Below are 17,761 nucleotides of genomic sequence, written 5' to 3' on the forward strand. Positions count from 1 at the left end.
TGGGAGCATCACCTTTACGATTTCCTTGCTGCTGACGAGCACTCTCTCTGCTCAGGCTGCCGGACGTGTCGCTTTAGTCCTAGTGGCGGAAGATTATCAGAAGCTGCCGAAATCCAGCGTCGGTGCGAAGCGGGGAGGCGAGATCGCGGAGGCGCTCAAGGACCATGGCTTCGAGGTGATCGTCGCTCCCAACCCGAGCAATGCGATCGCGCGGGCGAATCTGCGGGACTTCGCCGCGAAGGCGGAAGGAGCCGATCTGGCCTTCGTCGTGCTGATCGGTCACGGCGTGTCATGGGGCGGCCAGACCTTCTTCCTGACGACGAATACGGAAATCGGCCGGGCCGCCGACCTGCTGTCGCGTGCGCTCTCGGCGACCAACATCGCGCAGATCGTCGGACGGGCTCAGACCGGCGGCGTCTTCTTTTTCATGACGTCGCCGAGTTTCGAGAATCCCATCGAGGGATTGGATGCGAGGCCGCAATTCGCCAGCGAGGTTCCGAAGAATGCCGTTACCGTTTTCGCCAGTTCTGCGCGCATCCCGGTTTCGCGCATCGACCTCGCGGGCGAGCAGGCGGCGGAAGCCACGGCCAAACTCCTTCAACAGCCGAGCCCGTCGCTCAGCGAGCTGATCAAAGTCGCTTCGAGCGGCGGCATGGGAGCCGTGTTCGGGCGCGTGGACGACGTCAGCCTGACCAAGCCGGCGCCGACTCCCGTGGTCGCAGAACGGCCGGTCGCGCCGGTCGCCCTGCAGCAGGCGCCGGCCGTCCAGAAGAACGAGGAAGCCGACGGAAAGCTGGAGGCTGAGCGCCGTGCCCGCGAGCAGGCCGAAGCGCGCGCGCGGGACGAGCAGCTTCGCGCCGAACGGGCACAGGCCGAGGTTCTGAAGGCGCAGGCGGATGCCAAGAAGGCGCAGGCCGATGTCGAGAAGGCTCAGGCCGACGCGGAACGGGCGAAGCAGGAAGCCAAGCGGGTCGAGGCCCAGGCCCAGATCGCCGCCGCCCAGGCGGAGGAATTGCGGCACGCATCCGTGGCAACGCCCGTCGACGATGCGCAGCTTGGGCAGAAGCAGCGCCGCCTGATTCAGCAGAAGCTCCGCGATCTCGGCCTCTACACGGGGCCGATCGACGCCATCATGGGACCTCTGACGCGGGAAGCGATCATGGGTTACCAGAAGAGCCGCAACGCATCCGTCACGGGTTATCTCACGGCCGAGCAGTTCGACGCGCTTCTTCCCAAGGAGGCGCAATAATCGGGTGCCGCGGGGCTACGACGCTCCGCGCAGGCTCATTCCTGGGGCGGAGGCTCCACCCGGACGGATTGGATGCGGATCCGTCCCTGGATGATCACTTCGGCAGGCTCCGTCTCCGACGTCGCACGGGCAGGCGCGGACGATCCCGCGAGCTCCGACGCCTGTTCGGGCGGACCCTCCCAGCCTTCCGAGCGCCAGGCAGCCTGCTGCTCGTCGAGGTCGAGCACGCCTTCCTGGTCCAGAATGCCGACCGCCGTCTCGACCTCGGACGCGTCGCATTTGACGATGACGACCGTTCCGCCCCGGATCACGCCCTCCGCATAGGCATGGGCATCGGTGCGCGACACCCCCAGATCCTCCAGGAGAGGAGCCAGGTTGTGAGGGGTCGTCCAGATGTCGATGGCGCTCGCCGGAATGCCGGCCTGCCTCATGCGGCTTGCCGCTTCGTTGGCATGTCGCTCGCTGTGGAAGAGGGACGTGACTGTCTTGGTCATCGGGTCGATCCCCTGCGGGTTCGCGCGATGCGCCCATGCGTCTGACCACAAAGGGTCTTCCGGGCGCTCCCGGCTTGCTCTGCCCTTCATCAATGTATCACGCCGCAACCGCCTCCACCACAGAGCGGGCGGGCCATGGCGGTACCTGCATGGACCGAAGCTTTGCCTTTTTGCCCGGTCTGGACAGAATTCCTGCCGGAGTTAACGGATTAACGACGACTTGCGGCGAAATCTGGCGGAGATCGTCGCCCGAGAGCTCGGATCGAAACCCGTTTTGCCTGATTATGTGATCATCCTCCTCATTGTCCTGACCGCCGCGACGGGAATCATCGGCGTCGCGTTGCTCTTCGCACGCGGCTACGACGGCGATCTCGCGAAGGCCGAGGGCGAACTGGCGAACCTCGCGCTGTCGCTGCAGGAGAGGACGGACGAGGTCCTCCAATCCGTCGAGAGCGTCCTGCGGGACGTGGTGGGCCGGATTCCGCAGAACTGCCTGCAGGCGCATGAATTCGACGGGTTCGCCGCCTCGCAGGCCACGAAGGCCATTCTCGTCGGCGCGTGTCATTCCCTGTCCCAGATCGTCCGCATCGACCTCGTCAATGCCCGCGGCCGGATCGTCGGCTCCTCGACGCCGCGCCCGATGTCCGATCCGATCTATGTCCGGGACACGACCTATTACCGGGCTCTCTCGACCGATCCGTCTCTCACCCTGTACCTGGGCGAGCCGATGCGGATCCTCGCGACCGGCAAGAGAGTTCTGTCGCTCGCCCGGAAGATCGAGAGCGCCGAGGGACAGTTTCTCGGCCTCGTCGTGTCCACCATCGATCTCGGCCATTTCGAGAGGATCTACAAGGATCATCTGAGGACCCTTTCGCTGGCGATCACGCTCTATCGCCGCGACGGGGTCATCCTCACCCATTGCCCATTCTCCGAGCGAGCGCTCGGGCGCCGCGTCTGGCGGCCCAACACGCCGTTGCAGCGCCTGATCGGCAAGAATGTTCCGACCATCATCCGCGATCTCAGCTGGATCGACCGGAAGGAGCGGGTGGTCGCGCTTCGTCCGCTCGCCCATTATCCGGCTGGTCTTGCCGTGAGCCGGACCGTGGCCGAACTCATGGCGGGGCGGCGACTGGAGAGCCGCCTGATCTCGTTCTTCGCCTACGTGATGGATATCGGGATCGAGGCGGCGAGCCTGCTCGGGTTGAGGCATGTGAGAACCGGCATCCTGCGGGCGGCCAGCGAGAGCTACCTGTCGCGGCACGATGTCCTGACCAAGCTTCCCAACCGGCTTCTCTTCGTCGAGAACCTGAAGCGGACGTTTCTTGCCGCCCAGCGCTCCAGCACCGATTTCGCGCTGCACCTGATCGATCTCAACCGGTTCAAGGACATCAACGACAATCACGGCCACGGGGTGGGCGACGAGATCGTCCAGGCCGTGGCGCGGCGTCTGCGCGAGCGGCTCCGCAAGACCGACTTCATCGCCCGCATCGGCGGCGACGAGTTCGCCATCATCCAGCGGCCGATCAGGAACCGGCAGCATGTGGTCGATTTCATCGCGTCGATCCAGGCCGCCATGCAGGTCCCGTGCACAGCCGGCAACACCGAGATCGAGATCGGCCTGTCCATCGGCGTCGCCATCGCGTCCACCGACGGCAAGACCTCGACCGATCTGATGAAGGCTGCCGACGTCGCGCTTTACGCAGCCAAGTCGGATTCCAGCAGCAGCTACAGGATCTACGACTCGAACATCAAGGATACGCGGGCGGAGCGCCGCGCCCTCGAGGGAGCTCTGAGGAGCGCCCATGACAACCGGGAGTTCGAGCTGTTCTATCAGCCCATCCTCGACCTGACGACGAACAGGATGTGGGGCTGCGAGGCCCTGGTGCGCTGGAAGCACCCGTCGAAGGGCATGATCTCGCCGTTGCAGTTCGTTCCGGCGGCCGAGGAATCGGGCCTCATCGGTCCCATCGGGGATTGGATCCTCGAGGAGGCCTGCGTCACCGCCATGTCGTGGGAGGTGCCGCTCAAGGTCGCGGTCAATCTCTCGCCGGTGCAGTTCCGGAACCGGGACGTGTTCGCGAGCGTCAAGCGGGCCCTGGACATCTCCGGGATACCCGCCCAGCGCCTGGCCCTGGAGATCACGGAATCCGTCAAGCTCACGGAGGAAGCCACCGCGACCCTGAAGCGCCTCAAGGCTCTCGGCGTCTCGATCGCCCTCGACGATTTCGGCACCGGCTACGCGTCGATGAGCTATCTCAGGAGCTTTCCCTTCGACAAGATCAAGATCGACCAGTCCTTCGTGCGCAGCATGCTCGATTCGTCCGACAGTCGCGCGATCATCAAGGCGACGATCGGCCTCGCGAAGGACCTGAAGATGAGCACGACGGCGGAAGGTGTCGAGACGGAAGAGCAGCTCAATGCGCTGCGTCTCGCCGGTGCCTCCCAGGCTCAGGGCTACCTGATCGCCAAGCCCATGTCCCGCGAAGCCATCGCGAGCTTCATCGTGGATGCACAGAAGTCCCAGCCGAGGGCACGTGACGAGCAGGGCGCGGCACGGGCGGTCGCCTAGAGCATCGTCACCCGCAAAACCGGTTCCCGCTCTTGCCTTCATTGCCGTGGAGCGGCGAGCGCTTTCGATCCGAACCGACAGCCGGTCCTGGTCCGTCCCTGGAACGATGCGCACAAATGCAACACCCCTGTTGTTTCTGTCGCCCCTGTTAAGAATGTATCCCTCGTCGCATTGACACTAACCCTCCGTCTTGAGCAGGTTCCTCTGCGGAACTTGGGCTTGTTGGCTCACAGTTTTCCTGCCGAAACCTGTGCGGTGGCGGGCAGTTCCCAACATGTGAAACGTAATTACCATCTGCGCCCTTGGTCCACCGGCTCCGAGAGGATCCCCATCCGATGGGGTGCGCAGGCGCCAAGGGGGCACCAATGGTCAACGGCACCTACTCTTTCGAACCTGGCAGCGGAACGTTGACCGGCTTCGACTGGGTAAGCAAGACAGGCAGCTATGTCTTGAACTCTGCTGCCAGTGTGCGGCTGGTGTTCGAGACCGAGAGTGGGGTTCTCACGGAGCCTGTCTATTTTGACAACGTTCCAATGGGCAAAGGTCTGCCCCTTGGTACTAACGTCCCGGAGACGTCACTCAGGATTCATGCGACCGACAGCGCTAACGGCCTGCAGCCCCACACCTTCGATTTGAGGTCCCTTTACCTGTTCAATCCGAACCCCGGGACCACACAGATCCTTAGAATTACAGCCGATAACGGTTCCTACCAGACAGTCAACCTTCTCGATGAAGGTGCCTTCGTCACATTTTTCGGATCGGGATTCCTCGGCATCCGGTCCTTCACGATTACGGCCGACACCGATATTACACCCAACAACGCCACGCCGGGTGAGTTCTGTGGATTGGTTGACAACATCGTCCTGGAGAACATCCAGCCTGCGGATGTGACGGGGCCATCCATCATCTCAGTCACCGTGCCTGCGACCAAGACCTATGCCTCTGGCCAGGCTCTGATGTTCACTGTGAATTTCAACGAGGCCGCAACCGTCGACGTCACGGGCGGCCATCCGAGAATCCAACTCACAATCGGGAGCCAGACGGTCTATGCCGATTACGTGAGCGGCTCCGGGACAAGTGCGCTGACCTTCCGCTACACCGTCCTGCCGGGACAGGTCGATGTCGATGGCATCATGATCGGCTCCCTCCAGCTCAACGGTGGAACGATCAAGGATGCAGCAGGCAACAATGCTTCGACGACCCTGACCAATGTAGGGTCGACCGCGAATGTCCTCGTTGACGGCGTCGCACCGACGGTCACCATCTCCAGCAGCGCGCAGTCCCTTAAGGCCGGTGAGACGGCCACCATAACCTTCACGTTCAGCGAGGATCCGGGGGGCAGCTTCACGGGGGCCGATATCACCGTCAGCGGCGGGACCCTGTCCGGGCTGTCGGGTTCGGGAACCGTACGAACGGCCACCTTCACGCCGAATACGAACACCAACAACGGCCCTGCGAGCATAACGGTCGCGGCCGGCTCCTATGCGGATGCCGCCGGCAATCTGGGCGGCGCTGGCGCCTCTCCGTCGATCATTGTCGACACGTCGCCACCCACGGTGAGCATTACCTGCGACAAGCCGTTCCTGAAGGCCGGTGAGACCGCTACTATCACGTTCACATTCAGTGAGGATCCGGGGTCGAGCTTCAGCTGGGATGGCAGCAGCGGCGACATCGTCGTCGTCGGCGGCACCCTGTCGGCGATCTCGGGCACGGGCACCACACGGACGGCGATCTTCACGCCCGCGGCATACACGAACAATGGCAGCGCCAGCATCTCGGTCCAGGGTGCCGGCTACCAGGATGCAGCGGGCAATACGGGCTCCGATGCCAGCCTGTCATTCGCTTTCGACACTCTCGCGCCGAGCACCCCGGGCGCTCCGGCTCTCGCCGCTGGAGACGATACGGGCGCCTCGAACCGCGACCAGATCACCAACAAGAACGTGTTGACCTTCACCGGCAGCGCCGAGGACGGTACGACCGTCAGGCTGTACGCCGGTGTCGTCGAGATCGGCCACGTGACCGCCACCGGGGGCACGTACAGCATCGCGGCCGCCGGTCTGGCCGAAGGCACGCACACGATCATCGCGGTCGCGATCGATGCCAACGGCAATACGAGTACGGCGTCGGGTGCATTGGTGATAACGATCGACCGGACGGCGCCGACGGGAGTTGCCAGTGCGGCGTTCTCGAACGACAGCGGTTCATCGAACACCGACTTCGTGACGAACCACGCCATGCAGACCATCAGCGGCACCCTGGACGCGGCCACTGAGAATGGCGACACCGTCTTGGTTTCTCTCGACAATGGCCAGAGCTGGGTCCATGCCACTCATGCCGTCGGCACCATGAGCTGGTCGCTGAGCGGCGTGATGCTCACGGGCAGCGGCACCCTGCTGGTCAAGGTCGAGGATATGGCGGGTAACAGCGGGAACGTCTTCTCGCATGCCTATGTCCTCGACACGACGTCGCCATCGATCACCGTCGGTGCGCTGATGCTCTCGTCCGACACAGGAGCCTCGGACAGCGATTTCGTCACCACGGTCGCCGATCAGACCGTGACCGCAACCCTATCCAGTGCCCTCGCGGCGGGCGATACCCTGTACGGCTCGGTCGATGGCGGCCGGCACTGGACCGACATCACCGCCATGGTGAACGGGACCTCGATCGTTTGGACCGGCGTGACCTTGGAAGCCGGGAGCAACGCACTGCATTTCAAGGTAGTCGACCTAGCCGGCAACCAGGGTGGGACCACAGTCCGATCCTACACGCTCGACACCGGCACGCCGACGGCACCGCGCCTGTCTCTGGCGCATGACAGCGGCATCGACGGCGACGGGCTGACCAATTCCGGCGTGGTGATCGTCTCGGGGCTCGAGAGCGACGCGGCCTGGCAGTACACCACCGACAATGGTCACAGCTGGACCACCGGCACCGGCAACAGCCTGACCCTGATCGGCGACGGAGCGCATCAGGTCCAGGTGCGCCAGACGAGCCAAGCCGGCAACGTCTCGCTGGTGTCGGACGCACTGAGCTTCACCCTCGACAGTCAGGCGCCGACGGTCGCCATCGCGTTGTCCTCCACCCAATTGGCCCTCGGCCAGAGCGCCGTCGTCACCTTCACGTTCTCGGAAGTGCCGGTGGGCTTCTCGATCGCGGACGTGACGGTTGAGAACGGCACGCTCTCAGCCCTGACGGCATCGGGAACGGATCCGCGCGTCTACACCGCCATCCTGACCCCGAACGGAAACCAGGCCACGAGCCACAACCTGATCACGGTCGGCACCGGCTGGAGCGATGCAGCCGGCAATGCACCGGTCGCCGGCACCGCCTCGCTGCCCTACAGCGTCGATACGCGCCAAACCGACGGCCTGAACGTGGTGGTCTCTCCCATCACTTATCCGGACGGCAGCACGGGTCGGACCCTCACGATCCCGGTGGTGACGTCCGGTCGTGTTGACACGGACGGGACCGCGGGCCTTGCCGACATTCCGCTGGTGACGTCCGGCGGGCAAACCGTGCTCCTGGCGCAGCTGCCGGTGGGCTACGGCCTGCAGGTCAGCGGCCCGGCCGCGCCGAAGACCGCGGGCACCTCGCTCTCCGACCTGATCCGCGAGATCCAGGCCCATACCCCAGCCGGGTCGCCCGATCAGGGGCAGCTTGCCGGGGGCGGGGCCGGCTTCCTCGGCCTGCTGCCGGGCGACCGCCCGCTGATCGTGCAGACGATCACGCCCACGATGCTGCCCGGCAGCCTTTCGGCCCCGGGCCAGCCGTTGCTGATCTCCGGCACCCCGGCCGCGCCCGGCCTGCCCCAGACCGCCCTGGTGATCGACACCAGCGGGCTGCCGCCGGGCACCCACCTCCAGCTCGACAACGTCGACTTCGCCGCGGTGATCGGCGCGGTGACGATCACCGGCGGCGCGGGCGCGCAGGTGGTGTTCGGCGACAGCGCCAACCAGCACATCGTGCTCGGCGCCGACGACGACACGCTGCATGGCGGCGGCGGCGACGACTACATCGGCTCGCATGGCGGCAACGACTGGCTCTATGGCGACGCCGGCAACGACACCGTCTCGGGCGGGGAGGGCAACGACTGGCTCTTCGGCGGCAGCGGCCATGACTGGCTTTACGGCGGCACCGGCCATGACCGGCTCGAGGGCGGCGCCGGCAACGACCATCTGCTGGGGGAATCCGGCAACGACACTTTGCTCGGCGGCGAGGGCAACGACCGCCTCGCCGGCGGGCTCGGCCGCGACACGATGTGGGGCGGCGCCGGCAAGGACGTGTTCGTCTTCAGCGCGGTCAAGGACAGCAAGGTCGGATCGCAGCGCGACGTCATCGCCGACTTCCAGTCCGGACGGGACAGGATCGACCTGCGCGACATCGATGCCAACACGCTGCGCAAGGGCAATCAGAAGTTCGTCTGGGCCGGCGCCGACGGTCCCTTCCTGCTCGCGCAGGAAAGCGCGCATGTCCTGAAGGCCGGCTTCACCGGCAAGGCCGGCGAGCTGCGCTTCGACCGCGGCATCCTGATGGGCGACGTCAACGGCGACGGCCGGGCCGACTTCGAGATCAAGATCGTCGGCAAGTTCGCCTTCGGCGACGTGATCCTCTGACCGTGATCCTCTGACGGGGATCCTCTGACGGGGATCCTCTGCCACTGGGCCGGGCGGGACATGAACCGCCCGGCCTTCTCCCGCCCCGACGGCTTTGCCCCGAACCGTCTCTCGTCCGCTGCTCTGTCCGGAGATCCTCATGAAGCGCCTCGTGTTGTCCCTGTCCGCCCTGCTCGCCGGCCCGGCCCTGGCGGCCGACCTGCCGGCCCGTTCGGCCCCCGTGCCGCCGGCGGCGCCGCTCGCGGTCGATTGGAGCGGGTTCTATGCCGGCGTGCACGGCGCCTGGATCGGCGACAGCGGCGAGGCGGAGCGCACCGGCGTGGTCGGGGTGGCGCCGGCGGCGCTGCCGACCCGGGCGGGCCTGAGCGGCTCCGGCCTCGGCGGCGGGGCGCAGCTCGGCTATCTGTGGCAGGTCGGCCGCGTGGTGGCGGGCCTGGAGGCGGACCTGACGGCGATGGACGTGGGCCGCAGCCGCAGCGGCTTCGGCAGCGATGGCGGGTTCGGGCTGCGCACGGAGCTGAGCTCGCAGATGAACTGGTTCGGCACGGTGAAGGGCCGGGTCGGCGTGACGCTGCCGAGCCTGCTGCCGATGGTGCAGGAGACGCTGGTGTATGTGACGGGCGGCCTGGCGCTGGCGCAGGTGGAGCGGGCGGCGCGGATCACGGTGGTGCCGCTGGGCGTGGGCCCGCAGGCGAGCGGCGACGACTGGACGGCCGGGTTCGTGGTCGGCGGCGGCTCGGAGCACCGGCTGACGCCGGCGCTCTCGCTCAAGAGCGAGACGCTGTACTACCGGCTTCAGGACGAGACGCTGACGCTCGCGCGCGGCGGCGATCAGGCAAGCTACCGCTTCAGGAACGACGGCTGGATCAGCCGCCTCGGCCTCAACGTCCGGTTCTGAACTCAGGTCTCTTACCGTAATCCGGATCGATCCCGAGGGGCATTCCACTTTCGGGGTCGATGCTCTAGATTCAACCATAATGGGTGACTTGGAGTCGCCCGGGTAAGAGCATCCGGAATGCCGCTACTACTCGCAGAACAGTGCCGGGCCGCCCGCGGGCTCCTGGACTGGACCCAGGAAGAACTCGCTGCCCGGGCGGACGTGTCGCGCAGCACCATCCGTGATTTCGAGAACGGTCGCCATCATCTCCACTCGGCGACGGCGCTCCAGGTCGTGGCGGCGCTGGAACGCGGCGGGGTCGTGCTGATCCCGCCGGACGAGGCCGGTCCCGGGGTGCGCCTTCGCAATCCCATCGCCTGAAGCACGCCTGTGGGACGCCGCAGGCGAAACTCCGCTCATGCCTTCGGCGGCATCAGGTCCTCGACGTCGTCGGAACCCGGTACGTCCCTGTTGCCCTCCGTCCGATCGCGGTAGAGGGACGCCCTCGCGAGCAGCATCAGCGTCACCGGCGTGGTCAGCGTGACGAAGGCGGCGATCAGGATCTCGTGGATGACGAGCTTTCCTTCAAGGACGCTGAAGCACAGGGCGGACGCGGCCAGGATGCAGCCCATCCCGAAGGTCGTGCCGAGCGTCGGGGCGTGGACCCTCGCATAGAAGGTGCCGAGCCGCAGGAGCCCGACCGATCCGATCAGGGTGACGGCCGCGCCGAGCAGGACGAGGATGGCCGCCGGCAGGGCGGCCCAGGCCGGAAGTTCGCTCGCCATGCTCATTCGATCACCTCTCCGCGCATGAGGAACTTGGCGAGCGCCACGGTCGCGACGAAACCGAGAAGCCCGATGATCAGCGCCGCCTCGAAATACAGGCTGCTGCCGGCGCGGATGCCGAAGGTGACGAGCAGCAGCATCGCGTTCACGTAGAGCGTATCCAGGCCGAGGATCCTGTCCTGGGCGCGGGGTCCCACGACGAGGCGGTAGGTGGCGCAGCACATGGCGAGACCGAGCAGGAGCTGCGCGCCCGTGACGGCCCATGCGAGGATGAGGGCGCTCATTCGAAGATCTCCATCAGCAGCCGCTCGTAGCGGTCCTTGATGAGGCGGATCCAGGCCGTCTCGTCGACCAGATCCAGCACGTGCAGCAACAGGGTGCCCTTGGCGGTGTCGTAGTTCACCCAGATCGTTCCGGGGGTGGACGTGATGATGATGGACAGCACCGCAAGACCGTGCCGGCTGCGCATGTCGAGGGGGATCGTCAGGAAGCCGGCGTTCACGCCGGGCTGGCGCGAGCGCACGATGATCCGGCCGACGGCGAGGTTCGACCGCAGGATGTCGACGAAAACCATCCCGGCAAGCCGCAGGGCCGCTCCGGGACGGCGGATGCGCGGCTTCTCGGGCCGCAGGGCCGCCATGGCCCAGGCCCCGAGAACGGCCAGGACGGCGCCGAGGACGATCTGGCCGGGCGAAACGCTCTGGTTGAGCAGGAGCCACAGGCCGAGCAGGGCGGCCGACAGGAGCGGGTAGGGCAGGAACCAGCTCATGGGCGGGTCTCCTCGACGCCCTCGCCGGCGCGCGGTGCGGCGAGCACGCCCGCCACGTAGCCCTGGGGCGCCTGCAGGGCCTGCGCGGTCGCCTCCATGTAGCGCATGGCCGGGCCGCCCCCGACGGTGAGGCCGAGGGCGAGCAGCAGGAGCGCGACGACGGGCGTCATCTCGATGATCCGCACCCGGGGAACGCTGTCGCTCATGCGCGCCCAGAACGACGTGATGCCGCTTCGCGTCATGGCGATCAGCGTCGCCAGTCCCGACACCGTCAGGAGGGCGATCAGCACCCAGGCCGAGACCGGCACCGCCGCGCCGTTCGTCTTCAGCATGGCGGCCATCATGCCGAACTTGGCGACGAAGCCGGACAAGGGCGGCAGGCCCGCCAGAAGAAGCGCGCAGGCGATGAAGCTGCCGCCCAGGAGCGCGATGGTCGCCGGGATGGCCACGCCGATCTCCTCCTCGGGGTCGTCGTCGGTATCGCCATAGGCCTCCATGGTGACGGCCAGCACGTCGGCGCCTGGATCGCGCAGGCGCTCGACCAGCTCGACGAGCAGGAAGAGGGCCGCGATGCCCAGGGTGGAGCTGACGAGATAGAACAGGGCCGAGCCGATGACGGAGCCGTTCCCGATGCCGATGGCGGCCACCAGGGTTCCGGATGAGACGAGGACGCTGCAGCCCGCGAGCCGCGGCAGGGATTGCGAGGCGAGCACGCCGACCATGCCGAACACGATGGTCAGCATGCCGCCGATGAGGAGCCAGTCTCCGCCGAACCCGGCGAGAGGACCGGCCCCGGGACCGAAGACCAGGCTCCACAGGCGCAGGATGACATAGACACCGAGCTTGCTCATGATCGCGAACATGGCGGCGGCCGGCGCGGAGGCGGCGGCATAGGTGGTCGGGAGCCAGAAATTCAGCGGCCAGGTGCCGGCCTTCATCAGGAAGGCGGTGCCGAGGATCGCCGCGGCGGCGGCCAGGAGAGCCGCGTCTCCCGGCGCGAGGCCGGGAACGCGGCTCGCCAGATCCGCCATGTTGAGGGTGCCGGTGATGCCATAGGCAAGACTCGCACCGATCAGGAAGAGCAGGGATGCCGTGAGATTGATGGCGATGTAGGCAAGGCCCGCGCGCACGCGCGCCTTCCCGTCCCCGTGCAGGACAAGACCATAGGACGCGGCGAGCAGGACCTCGAAGAACACGAACAGGTTGAACAGGTCGCCGGTCAGGAAGGCGCCGTTGAGGCCCATGAGCTGGATCTGGAAGATCGTGTGGAAGCGCGGTCCCGCGCGGTGCCAGCGCGCCAGCGCATACAACAGCGACGCGATGCCGAGCACGCTCGTCAGCACGAGCATGAGCGCGGCGAGGCGGTCGAGCACCAGCACGATGCCGAACGGGGCCGGCCAGTTCCCGAGCTGGTAGGTCCGGACGCCGGATCCCGGAGCCATCTCGTCCGCCTGCTGCAGCAGGAAGATGGAAACGACGAGCAGGATCACCGTCGTGGCGATGCCGATTCCGCCCTTGAGGGCGCGGCGACGCTCCTCGAGGAGCAGCATCAGCGCTCCGGAGACGAGCGGCAGCACGATCGGCACGATGATCAGGTGGTCGATCATGTCCTTCATCGCACATCCTCCCGACCGTCGACGTGGTCGGTTCCCGTGAGCCCCCGCGAGGCCAGAAGGACGACGAGAAACAGGGCCGTCATCGCGAAGCTGATGACGATGGCGGTGAGGACCAGTGCCTGCGGCAACGGATCGGCATAGAGGGCCGGATCGACGGCCTCGGCGCTCTCCAGCACCGGCGGCGCTCCGATGCGAAGCCGGCCCATGCCGAAGATGAACAGGTTCACCGCATAGGAGACCAGGGACAGGCCGATGATGACCTGGAATGTGCGGGGGCGCAGCAGCAGCCACACGCCCGAGGCGGTGAGAATGCCGATGGCAAGGGCGAAGATGAGCTCCATCATGCATTCTCCTTCGTTAGGCCGGACGGCGCGGTCGGGACGGGCGGCCGGGCGGCTCGCGGGACGCGGAGCGACTGGTGCGCCAAGGCGATCAGGATGAGCACCGTGGCGCCGACCACGACCGCGAAGACGCCGAGATCGAACAGGAGCGCGGAGGCGGCGGGGACCTTCCCGATCACCGGCAGGTCCAGGTACTGGAAATGCGACGTCAGGAACGGATAGCCGAAGAGCAGGGCGCCGAGGCCCGTGAAGGCCGCGCAGAGCAGGCCGAAGCCCATCCACCGGATCGGCAGGATCCTGAGCCGCGCCTCGAGCCACCGGGTGCCTCCCGCCATGTATTGCAGGATCAGCGCGATCGACATCGTGACGCCGGCCGCGAAGCCTCCACCCGGCAGGTCGTGGCCGCGCAGGAAGAGATAGATCGCGACGATGCCGATGACGGGAAACAGCCACTGCATGATGATCGACGGGATCGTCAGGTAATCGGCCAGGGTGTCGCCGACGGACCGGTCGGGCCTTGCGATGTCGTAGGCGTCCTGGACCTGCTGCTGCTCCGGCGCCTCGACGCTTTCCGGCGCAGGGCGGAACCGACGCAGCAGCGAGAAGACGGTGACCGCGACGACCGCCAGCACGACGATCTCCCCGAAGGTGTCGAAGCCGCGGAAATCGACCAGGATGACGTTGACGATGTTGCGCCCGCCTCCCTCCGCATAGGCGTTCTCGACGAAGTAGCGCGAGACCGTGTCGGGGAGCGGCCGCGTGAGCATCGCGTAGGCGACCAGCGACATGCCCGCGCCGGCCGCGACGGCCAGCATCAGGTCCCGGGCGCGGCGCACCCTCGCGCGGATCCCCATCGACAGATCGTCGCCCGCCGTCTCGATCCGCTTCGGCAGCCAACGCAGGCCGAGAAGGATCAGCACCGTCGTGACGATCTCGACGAGGAGCTGCGTGATGGCGAGGTCGGGGGCCGAGAACCACACGAAGGTGATGCAGGTGACGAGACCCGCGCCGCCCACGAGCACCAGGGCCGCGAGACGATGGAACTTGGCCTGATGGGCGGCCCCGATGGCGCAGAGGCCGCCGACGACCCAGAGCAGGAGAAAGGCAGGGTCGAAGGCGAGGTCCGGCCGTGACCCGACCTCGAGCCCGTGCCGGTAGAGCGGCCACAGGGCCGCCAAGACCGCGAAGGCGACCAGCAGACGCAATTGCGGCTGGAGGCGCTGGGTGGCGAACAGGCGCTCCAGCGACCGCGCCCACCGCCACGACACCTCGACGAGCACGCGCTCGAAGATGCGCTGTCCCTTGAGGCGACGTATCAGGGGCGGGCCTTCGATGCCCTTGGCGAGATATCCCTGCAGCAGCCAGTACAGGATCAGGCCGCCGGCCAGGGCGATCACGCTCATGAGCAGGGGCTCGTTGAAGCCGTGCCAGACGGCAAGGCTGTAATACGGGGTCTCAGGCCCCAGGACCGCCCAAACGGCCGCCGCGAGGAACGGCTTGATGGTCATGGCCGGAAGAATGCCGACGAGCAGGCACACCAGGACCAAAAGCTCGATGGGGAAGCGCATCCAGTGCGGCGGCTCGTGCGGGATGCGCGGCAGGTCTGTCGGCGGTGGGCCGAAGAACACGCCGTGGATGAAGCGCAGGGAATAGGCGACGCTGAAGGCACTCGCCAGCATGGCGAAGTAGGGCAGGGAATCGTCCAGCAGCGAATCCACGTGGGACTCGGCTGCTTCGGCGAAGAACATCTCCTTCGACAGGAAGCCGTTGAGGAGCGGCACGCCGGCCATGGCGGCGGCCGCGACCATCGCGAGGGTCGCGGTGATCGGCATGAACCGGAACAGGCCGCTCAGGCGCCTGATGTCGCGGGTGCCGGTCTCGTGGTCGATGATGCCGGCGGCCATGAAGAGCGAGGCCTTGAAGGTCGCATGGTTCATGGTGTGGAAGATGGCGGCGACCGCCGCGAGCGGGCTGCCGAGGCCGAGGAGCAGGGTGATCAGGCCGAGATGGCTGATGGTGGAATAGGCCAGCAATCCTTTCAGATCCTGCTGGAAGATGGCCGAGTATGCTCCGAGCAGCAGCGTGCTGAGGCCCGCCGTGACGACGATGTAGAACCAGGCTTCCGTGCCGGACAGCACCGGCCAGAGAAGGGTGAGCAGGAACACGCCCGCCTTCACCATCGTTGCGGAGTGGAGATAGGCCGAGACCGGCGTCGGCGCCGCCATGGCGTGGGGCAGCCAGAAGTGGAACGGGAACTGGGCGCTCTTCGTGAGCGCTCCCAGCAGCACCAGGATCAGGGTCGGAAGATAGAGGCTGCTGGCGCGGACCTGATCGCCGGAGGCGAGCACCTTGTCGAGATCGTAGCTGCCCGCGATGTGGCCGAGCAGAAGGACGCCGACGAGCAGGCACAGGCCACCCGTGGCCGTGACGGTGAGCGCCATGCGCGCCCCGTCGCGCGCGCTGGCATTGTGATGCCAGTAGCCGATCAGCAGGAACGAGAAGAGGCTGGTCAGCTCCCAGAAGAAGACGAGCTGGATCAGGTTGCCCGAGAGCACGATGCCCAGCATGGCGCCCATGAACGCGAGCAGGAACGCGAAGAAGCGCGGCACCGGATCGGCCGGGGACATGTAGTAGCGCGCGTAGAGCGCCACCAGGAAGCCGATGCTGGTCACCAGCATGGAAAACAGCCAGGTGAAGCCGTCCATCCTCAGGCTGAAGTCCAGCCCCAGGCTCGGTATCCAGGGGATGATGGCGTGCAGAACTCCGCCGCGGCCGACCGCAGGATATTGGAAGGCCGTCAGGATCGCACCGAAGAGCGCCACGGCGCCGGCCAGAAAGGCCGCACCGTTACGCGCATCCTGGCGCAGGAAGGTGGCAACGAGGCTCCCGATGAAAGGAAGGGCGACGATGGCCAGGAGGGGCAGGCCACTGGACATGGATTGAGCGATCTCCTTCCGGGTGGGGAGCGGGGCAAAAACTCCGACTTTTGCGCGATATCGCCCAATATGGTTGACATAGCGGCCGGGTTGCAAGAGCTTTGCTAAAAAAAGTGACGGTCGGGCGAAGGCATGAAGCCGCCTTTCCCGAAACATGGCGCTCGACCTTATATGGTGCAGAGTTCGTTCGAGCCGGACACCTTTTCGCGATTTTGTCCCGTGTCGTTCCGATTTGACGCAGGCGATGCACGCTCTCTTGACTGGTGCATCGCGCGTGGTGTCGGCGCTCCGTTGCCTGCCGCATTTCCGACAGCCGGCGCTCGCATGATGGCTGCCCAGGTTGCGCGAGCCCGTCTCGCATCGGAGGTGCAGCATGAAACGGAGTCCGGTCCTGGTGGATCTGGCCCTTCAGGGCGGAGGATCTCACGGCGCCTTCACCTGGGGCGTGCTGGACCGGCTTCTCGAAGAGTCCTGGCTTCACATCACGGGTATTTCAGGCACATCGGCCGGCGCGATGAACGCCGCGGTCCTGGCGGATGGCTGGCTCGAAGGCGGCGCGGAGGGGGCACGCGATGCCCTCGACCGGTATTGGGATCGCGTGTCGCGGGCCGCGGCCTTCAGTCCCTTGCAGCGGTCTCCCCTGGACCGGCTCATGGGCCGGTGGACCCTCGACACGTCCCCGGCCTATGTGGCGATGGACTTGGCCTCGCGGCTTCTCGCTCCCTCCGACCTCAACCCGTCCGGGTTCAATCCCCTGCGTCGGATCCTGGCCGAGAGCATCGATTTCGAACGCCTGGTCGCGTCCCCGATCCAGCTGTTCGTCACGGCGACGAGCGTGCGAACGGGACGCGGCCGCATCTTCCGCAATGGCGAAATCACACCCGATGTCCTCCTGGCCTCCGCCTGCCTGCCGACGATGTTCGCGGCCATCGAGATCGACGGCGAGCTTTATTGGGACGGCGGTTACGTGGGCAATCCCACCATCACGCCGCTGGTCCGCGAGACGGATGCGCACGACACCATCCTGGTTCAGATCAATCCGCCCGAGCGCAAGGAAATGCCTCGAACGGCGTCCGACATCCTCAATCGCCTCAACGAGATTTCCTTCAACTCTCCCCTGATGAAGGAACTCCGGATGATCGCCCTGCTGCGCCAGGTGGCGGATCCCGGAACCGGCGAGGGCGCGCGCTGGGCCCGCATGCGCACGCACCGGATCCGGAGCGACATGCTGGCCGAGTTCGGCGCCTCGTCGAAGCTCAATGGCGAGCGCGAATTCGTGTTGATGCTGCGGAATGAGGGACGACGCGCCGCGAGTGAGTTCCTGGACACGCGTGCCGACGACCTGGGCGAGCGCTCGACAGCCGATCTGGATGTCCTGCTGGCGGAGTGCTGAATCGCGCGGATCCCATCCAGCCATGAGCGGAACTTGAGTTGCCGATGGGATCGGGACATCTTCCTATCGGCAAACGAGGACCACACGCGACGTCCTTTGCACGCGACGCGGCGCCACCG

The 17,761-nt window shown here is 66.4% G+C and carries 13 protein-coding genes; 6 read left to right on the forward strand and 7 right to left on the reverse strand.

Annotated features, from left to right (window positions below; all coding sequences use genetic code 11):
- The first annotated feature begins 25 nt into the window (after positions 1-25).
- The gene (locus U0023_RS18420; protein WP_195904236.1) at positions 26-1,249 is read left to right on the forward strand and encodes a peptidoglycan-binding protein; all 1,224 of its coding nucleotides are present in this window, start codon (positions 26-28) and stop codon (positions 1,247-1,249) included.
- Between the two features lie 35 nt (positions 1,250-1,284).
- Here the strand turns inward: U0023_RS18420 and U0023_RS18425 are convergent, their stop codons facing one another.
- A complete protein-coding gene (locus U0023_RS18425; RefSeq protein ID WP_009492417.1) occupies positions 1,285-1,743 on the reverse strand; it encodes a hypothetical protein in 459 nt (152 codons plus the stop codon).
- 220 nt (positions 1,744-1,963) lie between these two features.
- Here U0023_RS18425 and U0023_RS18430 point away from each other — a divergent pair, with 220 nt between their 5' ends.
- From U0023_RS18430 to U0023_RS18445, 4 genes are all read left to right on the forward strand, one after another.
- Entirely contained in the window at positions 1,964-4,312 is a 2,349-nt protein-coding gene (locus U0023_RS18430) for a putative bifunctional diguanylate cyclase/phosphodiesterase (protein WP_009492419.1), read from the forward strand.
- Between the two features lie 365 nt (positions 4,313-4,677).
- Positions 4,678-8,925, forward strand: coding sequence for an Ig-like domain-containing protein (locus tag U0023_RS18435; protein WP_322883757.1), 4,248 nt, complete (start codon positions 4,678-4,680; stop codon positions 8,923-8,925).
- Between the two features lie 139 nt (positions 8,926-9,064).
- Positions 9,065-9,823 carry an outer membrane protein gene (locus U0023_RS18440; RefSeq protein ID WP_009764408.1) on the forward strand — a complete coding sequence of 253 codons (759 nt, stop codon included), beginning with the start codon at positions 9,065-9,067 and terminating at the stop codon, positions 9,821-9,823.
- A gap of 117 nt (positions 9,824-9,940) precedes the next feature.
- Positions 9,941-10,183 (forward strand): helix-turn-helix transcriptional regulator, encoded by a 243-nt coding sequence (locus tag U0023_RS18445; protein WP_009492422.1) that lies wholly within the window; start codon positions 9,941-9,943, stop codon positions 10,181-10,183.
- Positions 10,184-10,218: 35 nt separating this feature from the next.
- Here U0023_RS18445 and mnhG read toward each other — a convergent pair whose 3' ends face one another.
- The 6 genes from mnhG to U0023_RS18475 are packed head-to-tail and all read right to left on the reverse strand — an operon-like array spanning position 10,219 to position 16,249.
- Positions 10,219-10,593 carry a monovalent cation/H(+) antiporter subunit G gene (mnhG, locus tag U0023_RS18450; protein WP_009492424.1) on the reverse strand — a complete coding sequence of 125 codons (375 nt, stop codon included), beginning with the start codon at positions 10,591-10,593 and terminating at the stop codon, positions 10,219-10,221.
- Positions 10,590-10,871, reverse strand: coding sequence for a K+/H+ antiporter subunit F (locus U0023_RS18455; RefSeq protein ID WP_009492426.1), 282 nt, complete (start codon positions 10,869-10,871; stop codon positions 10,590-10,592). Before U0023_RS18455 ends, mnhG begins: the two co-directional genes overlap by 4 nt.
- On the reverse strand, positions 10,868-11,356 hold the full coding sequence (locus U0023_RS18460) for a Na+/H+ antiporter subunit E (protein WP_009492428.1): 489 nt from the start codon (positions 11,354-11,356) through the stop codon (positions 10,868-10,870). Before U0023_RS18460 ends, U0023_RS18455 begins: the two co-directional genes overlap by 4 nt.
- On the reverse strand, positions 11,353-12,972 hold the full coding sequence (locus U0023_RS18465) for a monovalent cation/H+ antiporter subunit D (RefSeq protein ID WP_009492430.1): 1,620 nt from the start codon (positions 12,970-12,972) through the stop codon (positions 11,353-11,355). The genes U0023_RS18460 and U0023_RS18465 overlap by 4 nt, the downstream gene beginning before the upstream one ends.
- On the reverse strand, positions 12,969-13,313 hold the full coding sequence (locus U0023_RS18470; protein WP_040639245.1) for a Na+/H+ antiporter subunit C: 345 nt from the start codon (positions 13,311-13,313) through the stop codon (positions 12,969-12,971). Before U0023_RS18470 ends, U0023_RS18465 begins: the two co-directional genes overlap by 4 nt.
- On the reverse strand, positions 13,313-16,249 hold the full coding sequence (locus U0023_RS18475; protein ID WP_052600665.1) for a monovalent cation/H+ antiporter subunit A: 2,937 nt from the start codon (positions 16,247-16,249) through the stop codon (positions 13,313-13,315). The genes U0023_RS18470 and U0023_RS18475 overlap by 1 nt, the downstream gene beginning before the upstream one ends.
- A 373-nt stretch (positions 16,250-16,622) precedes the next feature.
- Here U0023_RS18475 and U0023_RS18480 point away from each other — a divergent pair, with 373 nt between their 5' ends.
- Positions 16,623-17,642 carry a patatin-like phospholipase family protein gene (locus tag U0023_RS18480; protein WP_009492437.1) on the forward strand — a complete coding sequence of 340 codons (1,020 nt, stop codon included), beginning with the start codon at positions 16,623-16,625 and terminating at the stop codon, positions 17,640-17,642.
- Positions 17,643-17,761: the final 119 nt, after the last annotated feature.

This window comes from Microvirga lotononidis, assembly GCF_034627025.1.
In the GTDB taxonomy this organism is placed as follows: domain Bacteria; phylum Pseudomonadota; class Alphaproteobacteria; order Rhizobiales; family Beijerinckiaceae; genus Microvirga; species Microvirga lotononidis.

Bases quoted from the DNA above. Each gene is read 5' to 3' on its own strand.
- U0023_RS18425 (WP_009492417.1), bottom strand. From the start codon at position 1,743: ATGACCAAGACAGTCACGTCCCTCTTCCACAGCGAGCGACATGCCAAC.
- U0023_RS18460 (WP_009492428.1), bottom strand. From the start codon at position 11,356: ATGAGCTGGTTCCTGCCCTACCCGCTCCTGTCGGCCGCCCTGCTCGGC.
- U0023_RS18455 (WP_009492426.1), bottom strand. From the start codon at position 10,871: ATGAGCGCCCTCATCCTCGCATGGGCCGTCACGGGCGCGCAGCTCCTG.
- mnhG (WP_009492424.1), bottom strand. From the start codon at position 10,593: ATGAGCATGGCGAGCGAACTTCCGGCCTGGGCCGCCCTGCCGGCGGCC.
- U0023_RS18435 (WP_322883757.1), top strand. From the start codon at position 4,678: ATGGTCAACGGCACCTACTCTTTCGAACCTGGCAGCGGAACGTTGACC.
- U0023_RS18470 (WP_040639245.1), bottom strand. From the start codon at position 13,313: ATGGAGCTCATCTTCGCCCTTGCCATCGGCATTCTCACCGCCTCGGGC.
- U0023_RS18480 (WP_009492437.1), top strand. From the start codon at position 16,623: ATGAAACGGAGTCCGGTCCTGGTGGATCTGGCCCTTCAGGGCGGAGGA.
- U0023_RS18440 (WP_009764408.1), top strand. From the start codon at position 9,065: ATGAAGCGCCTCGTGTTGTCCCTGTCCGCCCTGCTCGCCGGCCCGGCC.
- U0023_RS18445 (WP_009492422.1), top strand. From the start codon at position 9,941: ATGCCGCTACTACTCGCAGAACAGTGCCGGGCCGCCCGCGGGCTCCTG.
- U0023_RS18465 (WP_009492430.1), bottom strand. From the start codon at position 12,972: ATGAAGGACATGATCGACCACCTGATCATCGTGCCGATCGTGCTGCCG.
- U0023_RS18475 (WP_052600665.1), bottom strand. From the start codon at position 16,249: ATGTCCAGTGGCCTGCCCCTCCTGGCCATCGTCGCCCTTCCTTTCATC.